Raw genomic sequence first — 17,526 nt, forward strand, 5'->3', positions numbered from 1 at the left:
CCCGAGGCCACCCCCATGAAGCGTTTCACCCGCGCGACCCCCCTCTTCGCGCTCCTGACCCTGGCCTGCCAGGGCGGGCAGGATTCCGCCGTGGTGCTGCCCTACGTGGGCCCGTGTGAAGGCCTGGCGGCCATGACGTTGGCCGTGGAGCCGACGACGGTGCGCTCGGGCGGCGTGGCCACGCTGACGGCCACGGGCGGCAGCGGTCACTACACCTTCAGGGCGGAAGCGGGCGGCTCCTCCGGCGATGTGCGCGGCAACCGCTTCGTCGCGGGCGCCACGCCGGCGCAAGACACGCTGCTGGTGGTGGACGAGCAGTGCGGCGGCTCCGCCTCCGTGCGCGTGCAGGTCATCGCGGGCTTCGGGGTCGCGCCCGCGAAGGCCACGCTGCGGCCGGGCACGAGCTTCCAGATCGTCATCGACGGACTGGTGGGCACGCCCTCCTTCACGCTCACCTCCAACAAGTCCGGGGGGACGCTCTCGGAGACGGGCGTCTACACGGCCGGCGCGACGGAGGCGCTGGACCTCATCACCGTGAGCGACCAGCGGTCCGGCGACACGGCGGTGCTCCAGTACACCGTGAGCAAGGCCGCGAAGCTGGTGGGCGACCCGCCGTACCTGGGCGTGCCGTCGGGCGCGTCCGCGCCGCTGGGCACGGCGGGCGGCACGGACAGCGTGGTGTGGACGAAGAAGTCCGGACCCGGCACGGTGAAGAACGGGCGCATCGTGGTGGAGGCGGGCGCGGCCGGCCTCATCACGCTGGAGGCGCGGGACCGCTTCACCGGCGATGTGGCCCCGGTGGCCGTGCGCGTGCTGGACGAACTGTCGCGGCCCCTGCTGGCGCACGGCCGGCTGACGGACGTGGCCACGATGGTGACCGCGGACTTCGACGGTGACGGCATCCAGGACCTCGCGGTGGGACAGCGCGAGAGCGAACTGGCGCGGCCCACCGGCGGCGCGGTGTTCGTCTACAAGGGCAGCGCGTCCGGCCTGCCCACGAAGCCCACCTGGGTGCTGGCGGGTGAGACGGAAGGCGCGCTCTTCGGCGACATGCTGGCCGCGGGCGACCTGGACGGCGATGGGCGCGCGGACCTGGCGGTGTCGTCGCCGGGCGCGGACGTCACCATCGGCGACTCGGGCGCCGTGTACCTCTACACCTTCAAGGCGGGGCAGCCTCCCGCGCTCTTGCGGCCGGCGCTCACCGGCCTGGGCCGCGGCGGCTTCGGCACGGGCATGGCCATCGCGGACGCGGATGGCGACGGGGACCTGGACCTGTTCGTGGGCTCGCCCGCGGGCGACCTGTCCAGCCTCTCCGGCATCAGCCGGCGCGGCGTGGTGGACATCTTCCTGCTCACCAAGGGCCAGCCCGTCCCGGACCTCCCGGCGGTGCGCCTGGGCGGACAGGACCTGAAGGTGGATGGCAGCTTCGAGCTGCGCAGCAACACGGAGCTGGGGCGCGCCATCGTGGTGGCGGACCTCAACGACGACGGCCGCCCGGACCTGGCGTCGCTCAGCAAGCTGACCCGCTACAAGGCGGACGGCACCACCGACGGCCAGCAGATGGGCGTGGCCGTGTACTTCGCGCGCGACGCCGCGCCGCGCTTCCGTCCCACCGCGGACCTGTACGTCATGCCGTCCAACACCGCCGTGGAGACGCTGAACAACGAGGGCACGTGGCGCCTGGGCGCGATTGCCGGTGAAGGCAGCCGTCCTCCGCTGCTGCTGGTGATGGCGGACAGGGCGGACTCGCCGGACCTGAGCAAGGTGGGCGGCGTGGCGGCGCAGGTGGACGCGGGCGGCGCGTTCCTGTTCGATCTGCGCGGGAACACGCCTTCGGGAGACCCGGCGGGGAAGCCCGTGAAGGTGCCGCTGGCGGACGCCTTCGGACGGCTCTACGGCGACGCGCGCAGCATCACCGCGACCCGGAGCTGGACGGTGATGGACGTGGATGGCGCGGCGGGACCGGAGCTGCTGCTGGGCGCGCCGTACGCGACGGCCATGTCGGGCACGACGTCGCTGGGCAACGCGGGCAAGGTGCTGGTGTTCCCGCTGGCCACGCTCGCGAAGGGCAGCGTGCAGAACAAGCCGCAGGTGGCGCTGGGCGGCGCGGCGAAGGCGGAGGTGCTGGGCTCGGGCCTGGTGGCGTGGCCGTTGCCTTCGGGCACGGTGCTGGCGGGCTTCTCCGGCCGGGCCTCCTCCGCGCAGGGCGCCTTCACCGGACGCGTGGACGTCTTCCAGAAGGCGGGCGGGACGCTGGCCGAGTGGGCGCGCAGTGGCCTGGAGGTGACGACGAAGGCCAGCATGGAGCGCTTCGGTGAGTCGGTGGCGGTGACCCGGCTGGGCACCCGCGTGATGGCGGTGGTGGGCGCGCAGGGCTTCTCCGGTCCGGGCCCCAACGGCGACGGCAACGACCTCAACGTGGGCCGCGCGTACACGTTCGACACGGCGAAGCCCACGGAGGCCACGGTGGCCGGCGAGGGCGCGAGCGCTCCGTGGGTGGGCGGACGCAACGTGGGCGTGGACGTGGCGTTCACGGACTTCAACGGCGACGGGCGTCCGGACATGGTGGCGGGCGCCACGGGCCTGGTCATCCCGGGCACGGGTTCTCCCGCGGGCGACCGGGACATCTACACCTCGACCACGTGCATGGCGGCGGGCACCCAGTCGCAGGGGGGACTCCTGGTGTCCATGGGGCAGGCGGACGGCACCTTCAAGCCGGGCTTCCGCGTGTTCGCGCCGAACGTCATCGCCGGCTGCGCGGACCCCGCGGCCGCCAGCTGCAAGCGCGCCACCCTGGGGCGGGGCGTGGCGGGCGGCTTCGACTTCAACGGCGACGGCAAGCAGGACCTGGCCGTGCTGCGCGACAGGGGCTTCGACCTGTTCCTGGGCCGAGCGCCGGAGGATGCCTCGCTCGCGAAGCTCACCCTCGCGTGCGACCCCGTCTACTCCTGGCCCACCTCCGTGCAGCAGACCACCGCGCCCGCGTCGCTGGGCGACCTGAACGGGGACGGCTGCGACGAGGTCGCGTGGCGCTACTCGGACGGCTCGCGCTCCGGCGTGGTGGTGCTCTACGGCTACGACGCGGGCGGCACCCGCTGCGGTGGGCGGACGGCCGCGTCCATGGTGCGCATCGCGGGTGACGGCGAGGTGTCGCTCAACATGATCAACCTGGGCGTGGCCAGCACGCGCGCGGGCCGCTTCCTGGGGGACACGCGGGACTTCATCGCGGTGACGGCCAACAACTTCCTGGTGGAGGGCGTGAGCCAGCCGGCGGTGCTGCTCTTCAACGTGGCGGAGCTCAACGCGCTGCGGCCCGCCTCCGGGGAGCAGCTGGTGGCCGCCTTCGGCACCGCGGACCTGAAGCCGCTGACGGTGACGTACCGCGCGCGCGCGGTGGGCTTCGGCGCGTCGCTGGCGGGCGGCAAGGACCTGAACGGCGATGGCGTGCCGGACCTGTGGGTGGGCGCGCCGGGCGCGTCGGTGGCGTCGGATGGCGAAGGCGCGGCGTTCCTCTTCGCCGGTGGCCCGAAGTCGCAGGGCGCGCTGTCCCCGTTCGTCCTGGTGGTGGGGGACGGCTCCGAGCGCAGCTCGCTGGGCCAGTCGCTCGCGGTCGTCCCCGGCAGCGGAGGCTCGCCGCCGACCGTCGTCATCGGCGCGCCGAAGAGCTACCGCACCGGCACGCAGAACGGCACCGCGTTCGCCCTGCCGCTGCCGTTCTGAGGTCGGGCGCTACGCCGACGCTTCCGGAGGCACCTTCGCCTCCGGAGGCTCGCGGTTGGCGATGGCCGCCGCGGTGAGGATGAGCACGCCGCCCGCCAGGAGCGACGGCGTGAGCGGCTCGCCCAAGAGCGCCACGCCCAGCGTCACCGCGACCAGCGTGTCCAGGAGCGCCATCGCGCCCAGGGCCGCCAGCGAGATGCGCGGCAGGAGCCAGTACAGGCACTGGTAGGTGATGACCGTCCCGCCCAGCGCCAGGTACAGCAGCGCGCCAAGGGCCCGGGGCGTCCAGTGCGCCGGCTGGTTCCACTCCAACAGCGCGGAGGCGCCCAAGAGCAGCACCGCGCTGCTCAGCGTCTGCACCAGCGTGAGCAGGTGGGGCGGCACGTGCGTCATGTGCTGGCGCACCAGCACGTTGGCCACCGCCACCACCGACGCCGCGCCCAGCGTCATCCCGCACCCGAGCAGCACCTGCGCGGACAGGCTCAGCGACACCAGCTCCTGGTGCTGGAGCGCCACCACGCCCGTCAGTCCCAGGACCGCCGCGAAGAGCTTCTGCGGCGTGAGCGGCTGATCCGGCAGCAGCACGCGGCCCACCAGCAGCAGCCACACGGGGAAGGTGGAGAAGAGGAGCGCGGACCAGCTCGACGGAATCCACTGCTGCGCCACGAAGAGCAGCCCGAAGGGCACCGCCAACTGGAGCACGCCAATCCCCGCGATGCGCCACCCGGTGCCGCCGCCCAGCGTCGCGCCGCGCGAGCGGGCGAAGGGCAGCAGCGCCACCCCGGCGATGAGCATGCGCGTGCCCACGAACCGCAGGGGCGGCAGGTCCTCCAGCCCCACCTTCACGACGGCCCAGGTGGAGCCCCAGGTGAGGAAGCAGATGGCGTAGGCGACGGCGATCTTCCAACGCGGCGCGGACTTCGCGGCGGTGCTCACTGCGGTGACGGACGACATGGCGGCGCGGGCAGTAGCACGCGCCCCACCGCTTTGGCGAAACATCCGTTCAGGGCGCGGCGCGTCAGCCGGCGGCTCACTCCCCGGGCAGCGTCTGCTTCAGGCTCAGCACGGGCGCGAACAGGTCCCCCACGGCGTCCAGGCGCCTGCGCAGCGTCTTCAGACGGAAGCGGTGCGGGTCCAACCGGGCTGTCACTTCGCTCCAGTCGAGTGGCGCGGAGAACGGCGCTCCCTCCACGGCGCGCAGGGAGTAGGGCGCCACCACCGTCTTGCCGCGCGCGTTCTGTCCCACGTCCAGGTAGAGCCGGCCGCCCCGCTTGTTGATGGAGCGCTCCGTGGTGGCGATGTCGCCCAGGGCCTCCTCCAGCTCGGCCGCCCGTGCGTTCGCGAACGCCTGGGCGCGCGCGTAGGTGTGCCCCGGGGCCAGGGGCACCAGCACGTGCAGGCCCCGCTTGCCGGACGTCTTCGGGAAGGACTGGAGGCCCAGCGCGTCCAGGCGGGCGTGCAGGCGCCTGGCCACCTTCACCAGGTCCTTCCAGCCGCCGGTGCCGGGGTCCAGGTCGAACACCACGAAGTCCGGCTGCGCCAGCCGGGGCGCGTGGCTCAGCCACATGTGCAGGGTGAGCGCGGACTGGTTGGCGAGCCACAGCAGTGCATCCGCGTCCTTCACGTTGACGTGGCGCAGGGACTTGCCTTCGTGGCGCACGCGCAGCGTGGGCATCCAGGAGGGGATGCCGGACAGCTCATGCCGGAAGAAGCCCGGGGCCGCGATGCCCGCGGGCCACTGCTGGTGGGCCAGGGGCCGGTCCGCGAGCACGGGCACCAGCAGCGGCGCCACGTCCCGGTAGTAGCCGAACACGTCCGCCTTCGTGAGGCAGGTGTCGGGGAACAGCACGCGGTCGCCGTGCGTGAGCAGCGCCTCCGCGTCGGGCTTCTTCGAGCTCGTCCTGCCCGAAGCCTTCACCGGAGCCGTCGCGGTGCGCGCGGAGGCCTGGGCCGGTGCGCGCCGGGTGCCCTTCGTGGTGCGGGGGCTCTCCGTGGGCGCGGGGTGTTCGCGCACGACGTCCCGGGGCCGCTTGTCGCTGCGCAGGCCCTGGAAGACGGGGTGGCGCAGGCGGCCATCGCGGGTCCACTCCGTGAACCGCACCTGGGCCACGTACTTCGGCTTCACCCAGACGGTCTGCGTGTTCGTGGGCGCATCCACGGCGGCCGGCTTCTTCGAGCGCGTGGCGTCCAGCAACCAGCGCAGCTCGCGGCGGTCCTCGGCGGTGTAGCCGGTGCCCACCTTGCCCACGTCGCGGAAGCCGCCCTCGCCCCGGACGCCAACGCGCAGCGCGCCAATCTCCGACCGGGCCCGGGCGTTCTTGATGGGCAGGTAGCCCAGGATGACGACCTCCTGGCCCGCGACCACCTTCAGCTTCAGCCAGTCCCCGGAGCGCGTGCCCGTGTAGGTCGAGTCCCTGCGCTTGGCGATGACGCCCTCCCACCCCTTGCGCCGCGCCTCCATCAACGCGCGCGACAGCGGCAGGTCCAACCGCTCGGAGAGCTGGAGCGGCAGCTCGACGGTGGCCATCAGCTTCTCCAACCGCGCGCGGCGCTCCACGTAGGGCAGTCCCCGCAGGTCCTCGCCGTTCAACCACAGCACGTCGAACACCACGAAGCGCTGCTCCGCGCCTGCCTCCGTGTGTTGGAGGAGCTGGAAGTTGGAGCGGCCCTTGTCGTCGAGCGCGATGACCTCTCCGTCCACCACCACGTCGGTCGCGGGCAGGGTGCGCAGCGAGGCGGTGAGCCGTCCGAAGCGGCTCGACAGGTCGTTGCCCCTGCGGCTCTGGAAGGCAATCTTGTCGCGCGTGAGGGCGAACACCGCGCGGAAGCCGTCGTACTTCACCTCGTAGGCATGCGTGTCGTCGTGCGCTTCATCCGGCACCGCCAGCCGCGCCAGCATGGGCGGCCACACCCGTTCGAGCAGCTTCTGCGGCGTCGCGGGAGGCCGCCGCGGCTTCGATGGCGCGACCCGCGCCAGGCGCGAAGGGGCCACGGGCCTCTTGCGCAGCACCCCCGGCTTGCGCGGTCCGCGCGTCTCCACCTGGCCGCTCTTCACGGACTCGGGCCTTTCGACGGTGACGTCGTAGTCGGTCCGCGCCTCCTCATCCTTCGCCTTGAAGAAGAGCCACTGGGCCTTGCCGCCACGAGGGCGGGTGCGGATGAGGTGCCAGCGCCCCTGGAGCTTCTGGCCGTGCAGCACGACCTCCAGGTGCCCGCGCGCGAGCTGCGCCTTGGCCTGGCCCGGGGGCACCGTCTCGAAGGTGCCGGACTCCCAGAGCAGCGAATCGCCCCCGCCGTACTGCTCATCCGGGATGTGGCCCTCGAAGTCCGCGTAGGAGCGCGGGTGGTCCTCGGTCCGCACCGCGAGCCGCTTCTGCGCGGGGTCGTGGCTGGGCCCCTTGGGAATGGCCCAGCTCACCAACACGCCGCCAATCTCCAGGCGCAGGTCGTAGTGAAGCCGGGTGGCGTCGTGCTTGTGCACCACGAAGACGGGGGCGCCCGACGTCGGCGCCTCCGCCTCCGGGGCCGGCTCGGGCGTGCGCAGGAAGTCGCGCTTCGTGCGGTAGCGCTGCAAGCGCTTCTCTGTCTCGGAGGTCTTCACGCTCCAACGCTCTTCACCGGACCTGGGTGGTGCAATTCCCCGTGGCGGTTGGAGGGCGGCCAGGAGGGCAGGCGCTCTGCTCCCCATGCGTCCAGCGAGTCGCGAGGCCCCGGTGTGCAAGGCCCGTCCTCCATGCGGAGGACTCATGAGGGTCGTCCGCCTGCCCTGGGGGCGATGGGCCGATGGGTGGTCGGCAGGGCGGTTGGTTCCGGGAGGAGGACCCTCCACATTGTCGAGGCGTTTGCACTCGCATGGAGGAGGCGCCCATGGCCGACAAGTCCGAAGTGGCCCGTCTGCACAGCCTGGCCCAACTCGATGCCGATGCCGTCGGGGCCTACGACGTGGCCATCTCGCGCATCCCGCATCCCCTGGTGCGCGAGCGCCTCAACAGCTTCCGCGCGGACCACCTGCGCCACGTGCAGGACCTGAACACGCTCATCCGCGACCTGGGCGGGGCGCCGGTGGCGCTGCGCTCGGACCTGAAGGGCTCCGCCATGAAGGGCCTGACGGCGATGACGGGCCTGATGGGCACGGAGGCCACGCTCTGGGCCATGCTCGGCAACGAGGAGCTGTTCGACCGGGCCTACGAGCTGGCGCTCCAGTTCGAGTGGACCCCGGAGGTGAAGGTCCTCATCCGGCAGCACCGCGAGGACGAGCGGCGCCACGGCACGTGGATCCGCGACGCGGCGCGCACCCGCCCGTGGGTGGAAGGCCGCGTCCCCTTCATGGAAGGCGCCGAGCTGGGGGCCTGACCCGCAAGGGCCACCGGCCTTCCGCTGCTGCGGTCCTCCAGGGGCTGACATAGGCTGCCCCGCGTGAGCGACATCACTGTCTATCAACCCGACTTCCTCTTCGTGGAAGGTCGGTTCCAGGAAGGCCGCGCGCTGGCGGTGGGCGCGGACGGACGCGTGCTGGACGCGGTGCCGGAGGGCGCTCGCGTGGAGCGGCTTCCGGGACGCGCGCTCTTGCCGGGGCTCGTCAACGGCCACTCGCACGCGTTCCAGCGGCTCATCCGGGGGCGCACCGAGTACGTGGCCTCGGGCCGTGGACAGGACGACTTCTGGTCCTGGCGCGAGGCGATGTACCGCGCCGCGGAGGCCCTGACGCCGGAGGAGGTCTACGTCGCCTCGCGGCAGGTGTTCGTGGAGATGGCGCTCGCGGGCATCACCGCGGTGGGCGAATTCCACTACGTGCACCACCAGTCGGACGGGACGCCCTACGCGGACCGCAACGAGCTGGCGCACGCGGTCATCCGCGCGGCCACCGACGTGGGCCTGCGCATCTGCCTGCTGCGGGTGGGCTACGCGCGGGCGGGCTTCAACGTGGCCGCGAATCCGCGCCAGCGCCGCTTCATCGACCCGGACGTGGACACGTTCCTGTCCACCACGGAGGCCCTGGCGCGGGCGGTGCGCGGCGATGCGCGGGTGAACGTGGGGCTGGCGCCGCACAGCGTGCGCGCGGTGTCGAAGGACTGGCTGGTCCGCGTGGAGCGCGACGCGCCAGCGGGCATGCCCATCCACATGCACGTGGCGGAGCAGCCCAAGGAGATTGAAGCGTGTCTGGCGGAGCACGGCCGTCGTCCGGTGGAGCTGCTGGCGGACCTGGGCCTGCTGGGAGGGCGCTTCACGGCGGTGCACGGCGTGCACCTGACGGACGAGGAGGTGCAACTGCTCGGCCGGGCGGAGGCCACGGTGTGCGCGTGTCCGTCCACGGAGCGCAACCTGGGGGATGGCATCGTGCCGGCGGACGCGCTGGTCCGCGCCGGGGCGCGCGTGAGCCTGGGCTCGGACAGCCAGACGGCGGTGGACCTGCTGGACGAGGCTCGGCAGTTGGAGCAGCACCTGCGGCTGGTGCGGCTGCGCCGGGCGGTGCTGGATCCGGGGACGGGCACGCTGGACGGACTGGCGGCGCGGCTGCTGGACATGGCCACGGTGCAGGGGGCGCACAGCCTGGGCCTGGACACGGGAGCGCTGGAGCCGGGTGCTCCCGCGGACTTCTTCACGGTGGACCTGCGGCACCCGTCGCTGGTGGGCGCGGGGCTCGCGTCGCTGTTGCCGGGCATTGTCTTCGGGGCGACGGCGGGCGCGGTGCGCGAGGTCGCGGTGGCGGGCCGCTGGGTGGTGCGGGACGGTCGGCATGCCCTGGCGGACGAGAGCGCCCGGGCCTTCCAGCAGCTTGCCTGGCGCCTCTACCCGTGAGGGTGGCGCGGAGTGATATGGGCCCGCGGCCTGGGCGTTGAACAGCTTCGGAAAGCGGTTTCAGCAGGGGGCACGGGATGCGTTCGACAATCGTGTTGTCACTGGTGCTGTTGGGCTGGGTCGTGGGTTGCGCCGGGCGTCAGGAGCCGGAGACCCCGGACTACGAAGCCATCTACGACGTGCCCCTGGATGAGATGTGGCCGTCCGTGCGGGAGTACTTCACGAACGCGAACCTCCCGTTCCGCGAGGACAAGGGCAGCCGCGTGCTGGAGACGGAGTGGAAGCAGGAGTTCGGCGGCTCGAAGATCGCGGGCTTCTGGCACCGCTACCTCGTCATGGGCAAGCGGGAGACGCCCACGAAGAGCAAGCTGTGGATCGTCCGCGTCACGAAGACCGTGAACAAGACGCTCGCCCCGGCGGGCAGGGAGCTGGACTGGGGCATCAACCGCAGCCTGTTCACGGGGGGGCCTGGAACCGGGGGGCCGGAAGACCGCGTCAGCATCGAGGATGACGAGGACCGGTTCAGCATGCCGCGCGGGGAGAATGGCTTCTACGTGGACTCCGCCCAGGGCACGCGGGACCTGCACATGGAGTGGCGCGTGTTCCGCGGCATCGCACCGCATCTGGCGAAGAAGGAGGCGCCGGTCACCGCCGCCCAGAAGGTGGCCCGCGCCCCGGATGCGAAGCAGGCGCCGCAGGAGTTCACCGAGTGCGGCCAGGACATCATCGGCCTGAAGCCCCGCGCGAAGACGGGTGGGGTGATGCTGCTGGGGGAGCTGCACGGCACGCAGGAGGTGCCGCGCTTCATCGCGCAGGCGGTCTGCCAGCTCGTCATGTCGGGGACGCCCGTGTCGGTGGGGCTGGAGCTGCCGGTGGAGAACGAGGAGCGCGTCACCACCTTCGTGAAGAGCGTGGGCACGGAGGAGGACTGGCTCAGGCTGATGGAGGCCCCGTTCTGGCGCAGCCCGTATCCGGACGGGCGCGGCAGTGAGGCGGTGGCGAACATGCTGGAGCAGCTGCGGCAGTTGCGTGCGCGCGGCCTGGATGTGGAGGCCTTCGTCTACGACCACCCGAAGCTGTCGGGCCAGCAGCGCGAGAATGCGCTCACCCAGACGGTGCTCGGCCACGTGAAGGCAGGGCCGGGACGCTTCCACCTGGTGGTGAGCGGCAACATCCACCCGCGCACCGCGCAGGGCCTGCCGTGGGACAAGAAGTACCAGCCGATGGGCCGGTTGCTGAAGGCACAGCTGAAGGACGTCCTGTCGCTGGACATGGCGTACAACAGCGGGTCGGCGTGGATCTGCGCGGCGGATCAGCAGGGCCGCAAGCTGGACTGCGGCGTGAAGGAGACGAAGGGGAAGGACAACGGGGACCGCTTCTTCGTGCACATCTGGGACTCGCCCAACAAGGAGGGCTACCACGGGGTGTTCTACGTGGGCCCGGTGAGCGCGTCGGAGCCGGCCATCGACAAGGGGCTGGGACGGCCGTCGGACGCCGCGCCCGAGCCGACGGGGTCCATGCAAGGCCTGTAGCACCCGTACCCCCAGCCGCCCGTGGAACACAGGGGCCGTGTGCGTCACCGGAGGCGGTGGTGCGCACGGCCCTTCCGCATTGCTCGGGGGCGGGCCCCCAGGAACTCCGCCGATACGTTTCGCGCCGGTTCGCGTTCTCTCTTCATCCTGGAATCGCCGCAGGGAGGGGTCTCGAAATGCGTTCGACATGGCTCATGGGGTGGATGGCGTTGGTTCTCGCGGCGGGGTGCGCCGGGCGTCAGGAGCCGGAGACCCCGGACTACGAGGCCGTCTACGACGTGCCCCTGAGCGAGATGTGGCCGTCCGTGCGGGAGTACTTCACGGACGCGAACCTGCCCTACCGCGAGGACCGGGGCAGCCGCGTGCTGGAGACGGACTGGAAGCAGGAGTTCGGGGGCTCGAAGATTTCGGGCTACTGGCATCGCTACCTCGTCATCGGCAAGCAGGAGGCCCCCACCAAGAGCAAGCTGTGGGTCATCCGCGTCACGAAGAGCGTGAACAAGACGCTCATGGCGCCGGGCCGCGATCTCGCCTGGGGCCAGTCCTTCTCGCGGGGCGGCGCGGCGGGGCTCAGCCCGGAGGACGACGAGGCCCGGTTGGCCTTCCCCCAGGGGGAGAACGCCTTCTACGTGGACTCGGCCCAGGGCCACCGGGACCTGCACATGGAGTGGCGCGTGTTCCGCTCCATCGCGCCCCAGCTCGCGAAGCAGCAGGAGGCCACCACCGCCCAGAGGGTGGCCCAGGCGTCCCAGGCCAGGACCCCGGCCGCGTTCACCGAGTGCGGTCAGGACATCATCGGCCTGAAGGCCCGCGCGAAGGCGGGTGGGGTGATGCTGCTGGGGGAGCTGCACGGCACGCAGGAGGTGCCGCGCTTCATCGCGCAGTCGGTCTGCCAGCTCACCACGTCGGGAACGCCCGTGTCGGTGGGGCTGGAGCTGCCGGTGGAGAACGGGGAGCGCGTCACCGCCTTCGTGAAGAGCGAGGGCACCGAAGAGGATTGGCTCAAGTTGATGGAGGCCCCGTTCTGGCGCAGCCCGTATCCGGACGGGCGCGGCAGTGAGGCGGTGGCGAACATGCTGGAGCAGTTGCGGCTGTTGCGTGCGCGCGGCCTGGATGTGGAGGCCTTCGTCTACGACCACCCGAAGCTGTCGGGCCAGAAGCGCGAGGACGCGCTCGCCCAGACGGTGCTCAGCCAGGTGAAGGCGGGGCCGGGGCGCTTCCACCTGGTGGTGAGCGGCAACATCCACCCGCGCACCGCGCAGGGCCTGCCGTGGGACAAGCAGTACCAGCCGATGGGCCGGCTCTTGAAGGCGCAGTTGAAGAACGTCCTGTCGCTGGACATGGCGTACAACAGCGGGTCGGCGTGGATCTGCGCGGCGGACAAGCGGGTGGGCAAGCTGGACTGCGGCGTGAAGGAGACGAAGGGGAAGGACAACGGGGACCGCTTCTTCGTGCACGTCTGGGACTCGCCCAACGAGGAGGGCTACCACGGGGTGTTCTACGTGGGCCGGGTGAGCGCGTCGGAGCCGGCCATCGCCCGGGGAATGGGGCGGCCGGGTGCGAATGACAACTCGGTGTTCCCGAGGGCGGGGGACGCGAAGGTGATGGCGTCCTCGCGACGCTGAAGCACGGCCAGACTGGCATCACGGCGCGGGCGGTGGCATGCAGGTGGCCTGACTGGAGGCCATCCCATGAGCGACACGCTGCCCGCGCTGCGGGCCACCCTGGCGGAACTGGTGGCGCTGGACACCACGTCCTCGCGCCCCAACGCGCCCCTCATCGACTACGCCCAGACGCGGCTGGAGGCCGCGGGCTTCACCGCCGAGCGTCAGCACTACACCGACGACGCGGGCGTGGCGAAGGTGAACCTGGTCGCGCGCAAGGGGGACGCGGACCGGGCGGCGCTGGCGCTGGTGGGCCACTCCGACTGCGTGCCCTACGACACGGCCTGGACGGACGCGCTGCGCCTCACCGAGCGCGACGGCAAGCTGTACGCCCGCGGCGCGTGCGACACCAAGGGCTTCATCGCCTGCGCGCTGCACGCGGCCACGCGCAAGGACCTGCCGGCGCTGAGCTCCCCGCTGCTCGTCATCCTCACCGCCGACGAAGAGGTCGGCCTCGTGGGCGCGAAGAAGCTGGTGGCGGCGGGCCTGGGCCGCGCGCGGCACGCCATCGTCGGCGAGCCCACGCGCCTCATCCCGGTGCGCGCCAACAAGGGCTACTGCCTGGCGGAGGTGGAGGTGCTGGGCAAGGAGGGCCACAGCGCGTACCCGGAGCTGGGCGCGTCCGCCATCTTCCGCGCCGGCCGCTTCCTGCAACGGCTGGAGACGCTGGCGAACACCGTGCTGCGCGAGGACCGCGACGAGGGCTTCCAGCCCCCCTTCACCACGGTGAACGTGGGCCTCATCCAGGGCGGCAAGGCGAAGAACGTCCTGCCCGGCTCCTGCCGCTTCACCGTGGAGTGGCGCCCCATCCCCGGCCAGTCCACGGAGCGCGTCCCGGAGCTGCTGGAGCACATCCGCCAGGAGCTCACGCGCGACGAGCCCGCCTATGAGGCGCGCATCAAGGTGCTGCGCATGGACCGGGGCGTCCACACGCGGGGCGACGCGGACGTGGTGCGCTTCCTGGAGGAGGTCAGCGGCAACGCGTCCGAAACGGTGTCCTTCGGCACGGAAGCCCCGCAGCTCACGGAGCTGGGCGCGGAGGCCGTGGTGTTCGGCCCCGGCGACATCCGCGTCGCGCACCAGACGGGGGAGTTCGTCCCCATGGAGGACCTGGTGCGCTGCGAGGACGCCCTCACGCGCGCGGTGGCCCGCTTCTGCGCCGGGCGCTGAAGCGTCAGTGCCGGGGCAGCGCGCAGGTGCCCAGGTCGCGCAGCATCTTGTGCGCCTCCGCCAGCATCGCGTGCCCCTTGGCCTCCGGGGGCAGCCGGGCGATGAGCTTCATGTCCGGGGTGAGCCGGTAGAAGCCCTTGGAGCGCTGCACCAGGGCGGCCACCTTCGCGCCGTCCAGCAGCGCGTCCGCGCCCAGCGCCATCGACAGGCGGTTGGGGCCGCCCTCCAGCGCGCGCAGCCGCAGCTCGCGCATGTCGATCTTGAGGAGCGTCACCTCGGAGAGGGCGTCCACCTCGTCGGGGGCCTCGCCGTAGCGGTCCACCAGCTCCGCGCGCAGGTCCGTCACTTCGTCCGGGTGGCCGGCCTGGCTGAAGCGCTTGTAGAACACCAGCCGCTGGTGCACGTCCGCCACGTAGTCGTCGGGGATGAGGGCGGGCATGGGCAGGTTGATGTCCGGCTCCACGTGCACCTTGGGCGGCTGGCCCTGCAGCTCCGCCACCGCCTCCTCCATCAGCTGCGCGTACAGGTCGAAGCCGATCTCCGCGATGGCGCCTGACTGCTTCTCGCCCAGCAGGTTGCCCGCGCCGCGGATCTCCAGGTCATGGCTGGCGATGGAGAAGCCCGCGCCCAGCTCGGTGAAGTTCTGGAGCACCTCCAGCCGGCGCTGCGCGTCCTTCGTCACCGGACGGCGCGTGGGCACCAGCAGGTACGCGTACGCGCGCTCCTTGCTGCGGCCCACGCGTCCGCGCAGCTGGTAGAGCTGCGCGAGTCCGAACTGATCCGCGCGGTCGACGATCATCGTGTTGGCGCTGGAGATGTCGATGCCGCTCTCGATGATGCTGGTGCACAGCAGCACTTGGTACTTGTGCTCGGTGAAGGCCAGCATCACCTTCTCCAGCTGCCCTTCGGCCATCTGCCCGTGCGCCACGCCGATGGAGACGTGCGGCATCAGCTTGCGCAGGTCGCGCTCCATGGAGGCCAGCGACTCCACGCGGTTGTGCACGAAGAAGACCTGGCCGCCGCGGGCGATTTCGCGCTCCACGGCCTCCTTGATGAGGCCTTCGTCGTACTTCATCACGAAGGTGCGGATGGCCCGCCGGTCCTGCGGCGGCGTGGCGATGATGCTCATGTCGCGCACGCCGGACATGCTCATGTGCAGCGTGCGGGGGATGGGCGTGGCCGTCAGCGTCAGCACGTCCACCTGCGTGCGCAGCCGCTTGAGCGCTTCCTTCTGCTTCACGCCGAAGCGCTGCTCCTCGTCCACCACGAGCAGCCCCAGGTCCTTGAAGGCCACCTCGCCCGCCAGCAGCTTGTGCGTGCCGATGACGATGTCGACCCGGCCCTCCTTGGCGCGCTTGAGGATGTCGCGCACCTCCGGCGGCTTGCGGATGCCGGAGATGACCTCCACCGTGACGGGGTAGTCCTTGAAGCGCTTCTTGAACGAGTGGAAGTGCTGCTGCGCCAGCACCGTGGTGGGCACCAGCACCGCCACCTGCTTGCGGTCCAGGGTGGCCTTGAAGGCGGCGCGCATCGCCACCTCCGTCTTGCCGTAGCCCACGTCGCCGCAGACGAGCCGGTCCATCGGCTGCGCCTTCTGCATGTCCGCGAGCACGTCCTCGATGGCCTTCGCCTGGTCGGGCGTCTCCTCGAACTCGAAGTCCGCCTCGAACTGGGCGTAGTACCGGTCCGGGGGCTGGAACGCGTAGCCGGGGTGCGCCTTGCGCGCGGCGGCCATCTGCAACAGCTCCGCCGCCATCTTGAGCAGCTGCTCCTTGACGCGCTTCTTCGTCTTCTCCCAGCTCGTCGTGCCCAGCTTGTCCAGCTGGACCGTCTCCGGGTCGCCACCCGTGAACTTCTGGATGAGCCGCATGCGGCCCACCGGCAGGTAGATTTTGTCGCGCCCCGCGTACTCCAGGACGAGGAAGTCCCCCGGAACGCCCTGCACCTCCATCTTCGTCAGGCCCGCGTAGCGGCCAATGCCGAAGTCGGTGTGGACGATGAGGTCGCCTTCCTTCAGGTCCTTGAAGCCCGCGGCGAACGCATCCAGCTTCTTGCTGCGCTTCACGCGGCGGCGGGAGCGGACGCCGAAGATCTCCTCGTCCGCGAGCACCGCCAGCCGGCCCTCGGCGTCCACGAACCCGTGGCTCACCTCGCCGGTGAACAGGTGCGCCCACACCGCGGGCTCGTAGAGCTTCGCGGGGTCCGCCATCGGTTCGGTGTGCACCTTCACCATCACCGACCGGTCCAACAGCAGCCGCTTGAGCCGGTCCGCCTGGCTCAGCGTTCCGCACGCCACCGCGCACGCCACGCCGGTGTCGCGCCAGCGCTGCAGCCGCTCCACCAGCGGCGTGAGCGCGCCCTCCTCGCCATGGTGCGCGAGGATGGCCTCGCGCAGGTCCTGCGTCGTGCCGAAGCTGAAGGCGACGGGGACGTCGGTCTGCGTGAGCGACAGCCCTCCGCCCTCCACCACGCGCAGGGCCTGGAGCCGAGCGGCCACGTCCTCGCGTGACAGGAAGTGGTGCTCCGGCGGATAGCTCAGGTCCTGCCGGGCGTCGGCCTCCGCCACGCCCCGGGCCAGCTCTCCCCAGAGTTCGTCCAGGGTGCGGTCCAGTCCCACCGGGTCGTCCAGGTAGACGACGGGCTCCGGGGCCCAGGCGCGCAGGTAGTCGAACACCGTGACGAGCCCGCCCTCGAAGAAGCCGGGCAGCAGGCCCTCCAGGCCGAAGCCGGGCAGGCCCTCGCGCAGCGCTTCCAGCCGCTCGCGCAGCTTGATGGTGGGCAGGTTGATGCGGTCGGCGACGGCGCGGGCGGCGGCCTCGGCGCGCGGGCGCGTGTCGTCGGTGAGGAGCAGCTCGCGCGCGGGCACCAGGTCCACGGCCTTGAGCGCGTCCACCGTGCGCTGCGACTCCGGGTCGAAGACGCGGATGGACTCGATGGTGTCCCCGAAGAACTCCAGGCGCACCGGCCGCTCGTACAGCGGGCTGAAGACATCCAGCAGGCCGCCACGCACGCTGAAGGTGCCCTTGTCCTCCACCAGCGGGCTGTTCTGGTAGCCCATCAGCGCCAGCTTCCGCGCCAGCGTGTCGCGGTCGAAGTCCTGGCCCACCTCCACGCGCTGGGCCAGCTGCGCCATCACGGCCAGCGGCAGCACGCGGCGGTGCAGCGCGCGCACGGACAGCACCAGCGCGGGGAAGGGCGTGCCGCGCGCCAGGTGGAACAGCGCGCCCAGCCGCTCCGTGATGGGGCCCGCTTCGGGGGACAGCTCGTCGTACGGCAGCACTTCATCCGCGGGCAGCCGCAGCACGCGCGGCTCCAGCAGGCTGCCGGTGCCGCCCAGGAAGAAGGCCAGGTCGTGCGCGAGCGCGTCCGCCGCCTCTTCATCCACGGCCACGCACACCAGCGGGGCCTGGAGTGAACGGTGCAAGCGGGCGAGCAGGTGCCCGCGCGCCGCGCCCTTCACGCCCTGCGTGCGCGTGCGACGTCCGACGTGGAGGGAGGCCAGCAGCCGCGCGAAGGCGTCACCGGAGGGAGGAGTGCCACCGGGCCACGGCGAGCCATCCGACTTGGGAGGAGGGGAGGTGTCCATGCGTGGGCCCGGGGTGGGGCCCTCGTGGCTAATTAGGGTGCCGCCTGCCCCAAAT

Annotated in this window: 9 protein-coding genes; 6 read left to right on the forward strand and 3 right to left on the reverse strand. The window is 71.6% G+C overall.

Annotated features, from left to right (window positions below; all coding sequences use genetic code 11):
- Positions 1-15 precede the first annotated feature (15 nt).
- Complete coding sequence (locus tag D7X74_RS17505; RefSeq protein ID WP_120534124.1) at positions 16-3,720, forward strand: VCBS repeat-containing protein; 3,705 nt, start codon at positions 16-18, stop codon at positions 3,718-3,720.
- Positions 3,721-3,729: 9 nt separating this feature from the next.
- Here D7X74_RS17505 and D7X74_RS17510 read toward each other — a convergent pair whose 3' ends face one another.
- The gene (locus tag D7X74_RS17510; RefSeq protein ID WP_120534109.1) at positions 3,730-4,674 is read right to left on the reverse strand and encodes a DMT family transporter; all 945 of its coding nucleotides are present in this window, start codon (positions 4,672-4,674) and stop codon (positions 3,730-3,732) included.
- A 76-nt stretch (positions 4,675-4,750) separates the two neighbouring features.
- The gene (gene ligD / locus D7X74_RS17515) at positions 4,751-7,321 is read right to left on the reverse strand and encodes a DNA ligase D (protein WP_233602146.1); all 2,571 of its coding nucleotides are present in this window, start codon (positions 7,319-7,321) and stop codon (positions 4,751-4,753) included.
- A 266-nt stretch (positions 7,322-7,587) separates the two neighbouring features.
- Between ligD and D7X74_RS17520 the strand changes: the two genes are divergently transcribed.
- The 5 genes from D7X74_RS17520 (at position 7,588) to argE (ending at position 13,885) form a co-directional block, all read left to right on the forward strand.
- Positions 7,588-8,073: a DUF2383 domain-containing protein gene (locus tag D7X74_RS17520; protein ID WP_120534125.1), complete on the forward strand. Its 486-nt coding sequence runs from the start codon at positions 7,588-7,590 to the stop codon at positions 8,071-8,073.
- A gap of 63 nt (positions 8,074-8,136) precedes the next feature.
- On the forward strand, positions 8,137-9,519 hold the full coding sequence (gene hutF / locus D7X74_RS17525) for a formimidoylglutamate deiminase (protein WP_120534111.1): 1,383 nt from the start codon (positions 8,137-8,139) through the stop codon (positions 9,517-9,519).
- Between the two features lie 77 nt (positions 9,520-9,596).
- Complete coding sequence (locus tag D7X74_RS17530; protein ID WP_120534112.1) at positions 9,597-11,051, forward strand: hypothetical protein; 1,455 nt, start codon at positions 9,597-9,599, stop codon at positions 11,049-11,051.
- A gap of 176 nt (positions 11,052-11,227) precedes the next feature.
- Positions 11,228-12,676 (forward strand): hypothetical protein, encoded by a 1,449-nt coding sequence (locus D7X74_RS17535; RefSeq protein ID WP_120534113.1) that lies wholly within the window; start codon positions 11,228-11,230, stop codon positions 12,674-12,676.
- A 66-nt stretch (positions 12,677-12,742) separates the two neighbouring features.
- Complete coding sequence (gene argE, locus D7X74_RS17540) at positions 12,743-13,885, forward strand: acetylornithine deacetylase (protein ID WP_120534114.1); 1,143 nt, start codon at positions 12,743-12,745, stop codon at positions 13,883-13,885.
- Positions 13,886-13,889: 4 nt separating this feature from the next.
- Here the strand turns inward: argE and mfd are convergent, their stop codons facing one another.
- Positions 13,890-17,471, reverse strand: coding sequence for a transcription-repair coupling factor (mfd, locus tag D7X74_RS17545; RefSeq protein WP_120534115.1), 3,582 nt, complete (start codon positions 17,469-17,471; stop codon positions 13,890-13,892).
- Positions 17,472-17,526 lie beyond the last annotated feature (55 nt).

It is taken from the genome of Corallococcus sp. CA047B (assembly GCF_003612065.1).
Classification (GTDB): Bacteria; Myxococcota; Myxococcia; order Myxococcales; family Myxococcaceae; genus Corallococcus; species Corallococcus praedator.

Bases quoted from the DNA above. Each gene is read 5' to 3' on its own strand.
- D7X74_RS17505 (WP_120534124.1), top strand. From the start codon at position 16: ATGAAGCGTTTCACCCGCGCGACCCCCCTCTTCGCGCTCCTGACCCTG.
- D7X74_RS17510 (WP_120534109.1), bottom strand. From the start codon at position 4,674: ATGTCGTCCGTCACCGCAGTGAGCACCGCCGCGAAGTCCGCGCCGCGT.
- D7X74_RS17520 (WP_120534125.1), top strand. From the start codon at position 7,588: ATGGCCGACAAGTCCGAAGTGGCCCGTCTGCACAGCCTGGCCCAACTC.
- D7X74_RS17530 (WP_120534112.1), top strand. From the start codon at position 9,597: ATGCGTTCGACAATCGTGTTGTCACTGGTGCTGTTGGGCTGGGTCGTG.
- D7X74_RS17535 (WP_120534113.1), top strand. From the start codon at position 11,228: ATGCGTTCGACATGGCTCATGGGGTGGATGGCGTTGGTTCTCGCGGCG.
- argE (WP_120534114.1), top strand. From the start codon at position 12,743: ATGAGCGACACGCTGCCCGCGCTGCGGGCCACCCTGGCGGAACTGGTG.
- mfd (WP_120534115.1), bottom strand. From the start codon at position 17,471: ATGGACACCTCCCCTCCTCCCAAGTCGGATGGCTCGCCGTGGCCCGGT.